2 protein-coding genes and 1 pseudogene are annotated in these 1495 nt (G+C 76.9%); 1 reads left to right on the top strand and 2 read right to left on the bottom strand.

Going from position 1 to position 1495, the window contains the following annotated elements:
* A pseudogene (locus L2I40_RS23115) lies at window positions 1-315 on the bottom strand (ABC transporter substrate-binding protein); the annotation flags it as partial.
* On the opposite strand from L2I40_RS23115, the gene rsmI reads away from it, so the two are divergent.
* On the top strand, window positions 309-1211 hold the full coding sequence (gene rsmI / locus L2I40_RS23110) for a 16S rRNA (cytidine(1402)-2'-O)-methyltransferase (RefSeq protein ID WP_237217704.1): 903 nt from the start codon (window positions 309-311) through the stop codon (window positions 1209-1211). The pseudogene L2I40_RS23115 and the gene rsmI sit on opposite strands and share 7 nt — an antisense overlap.
* Here the strand turns inward: rsmI and L2I40_RS23105 are convergent.
* On the bottom strand, window positions 1154-1495 hold a 342-nt coding region (locus L2I40_RS23105; protein WP_237217703.1), incomplete at its 5' end, for a hypothetical protein. The genes rsmI and L2I40_RS23105 overlap by 58 nt on opposite strands.

Here is a 1495-nt window from a genome sequence, read left to right as displayed (position 1 = left end):
GCCGCCCGCGATCGCCGCGCGCGCCGCGCCCGCCGCCCCGCCGGGCGAGCCGCCGGTGTCGCGCGGAACGAGCTCGACGCCGGACGGCGCCTCGTCGAACAGGCCCATGGTGGCGGCGTTCAGCAGCGACTGGCCGAGCGGCGCCTGGGGCCCCGACAGCGGCACCAGCAGCCCGGCGCGGAGGTTCTGCGCCCCCGGCGCGAAGGCGGGCCGCGTGGTCGTCGGGACCTGGGGTTGCGGAGCGCAGGCCGCCAGGCCGAGAACAGCAGCGACACAGGCAGCGCCCAGCGCGCGGCGGAAAGGCAGGAATGGCAAGCGGCGACCCTCCTGGACAGGCGCGCGACGCCCCGGCGGGGCTCAGCCTCGTCGCGACACCGATCGGCAACCTCGGCGACCTGTCGCCCCGCGCCCTCGCCGTGCTCGGCGCCGCGGACGCCGTGCTCTGCGAGGACACGCGGGTGACCGGCCAGATGCTGGCCCGTCATGGCATGTCCGCGGCCCTGCTGCCACTGCACGACCATAACGAGGCGGAGATGGCGCCGCGCGTGATCGAACGGCTGCGGGCCGGGCAGCGCATCGCCCTGGTCTCGGATGCCGGTACGCCGCTGGTCTCCGACCCCGGCTACCGGCTGGTGCGCGCGGCGATCGAGGCGGGGCTGCCGGTCACCGCCATCCCGGGCCCGAACGCCGCGGTGATGGCGCTGACGCTGTCCGGCCTGCCGCCGCATCCCTTCCTCTTCGCCGGCTTCCTGCCGCCCAAGGCCGGGCCGCGCGACGCCGCCATCGCGAGGCTGCGGGCGGCAGAGCGGGCGGGGCTGGCGGCCACCCTCATCTTCCACGAGGCGCCGCACCGGTTGGCGGAGGCGCTGGCCGCGCTGGCCGAGGGGCTCGGCCCCGACCGGCCCGCCGCGGTGGCGCGGGAGTTGACCAAGCGCTTCGAGGAGGTGCGGCGCGGCAGCCTCGCCGACCTCGCCGCGCACTATGCGACGCACGAGGCGCTGGGCGAAATCTGCATCGTGGTCGGCCCGGCGCCGGAGGAGGCGACGGCGGCGGCCGACCTCGACGCGCAGCTGCGCGCCGCGATGGAGAGTGCCAGCCTGCGCGACGCCGCGGCGATGGTCGCGGCAGCGACCGGCCTGCCGCGCAAGCAGGTCTATGCGCGGGCGCTGGAACTGGCGAGGGACGCTCCGTCCGGGTCGGGCGTCGGCTGAACCAGCGCCGAGCCAGGCGGCAATTCGTTCGCCAGCGTGGCCAGGCAGGCCTTGATGCGACGGTCCGGGCCGGCCCCGAGCCCGAGGACCGGCACGCCTCGGGCGATGGCGAGCGCAGCGACGAGATCCTGGTTGGTCACGACATGCGCGCAGCGCGCGACGAGGCCCGCCAGCCGCGCGGCGTCAAGCGAGCGTCGGAACGCCGGGTCCGACAGTTCCGGCAGCAGCACCGGCGCGCCGTCCAGCCAGGCGGCGGCGAAGGCGCGGGTGCCGCCGAGATCGTC

This window comes from Falsiroseomonas oryziterrae, assembly GCF_021864505.1.
Classification (GTDB): Bacteria; Pseudomonadota; Alphaproteobacteria; order Acetobacterales; family Acetobacteraceae; genus Falsiroseomonas; species Falsiroseomonas oryziterrae.
The sequence above is the reverse complement of the archived record's forward strand: the minus strand, read 5'-3'. Positions and strand labels throughout refer to the sequence as shown.

Bases quoted from the DNA above. Each gene is read 5' to 3' on its own strand.
- rsmI (WP_237217704.1), top strand. From the start codon at position 309: ATGGCAAGCGGCGACCCTCCTGGACAGGCGCGCGACGCCCCGGCGGGG.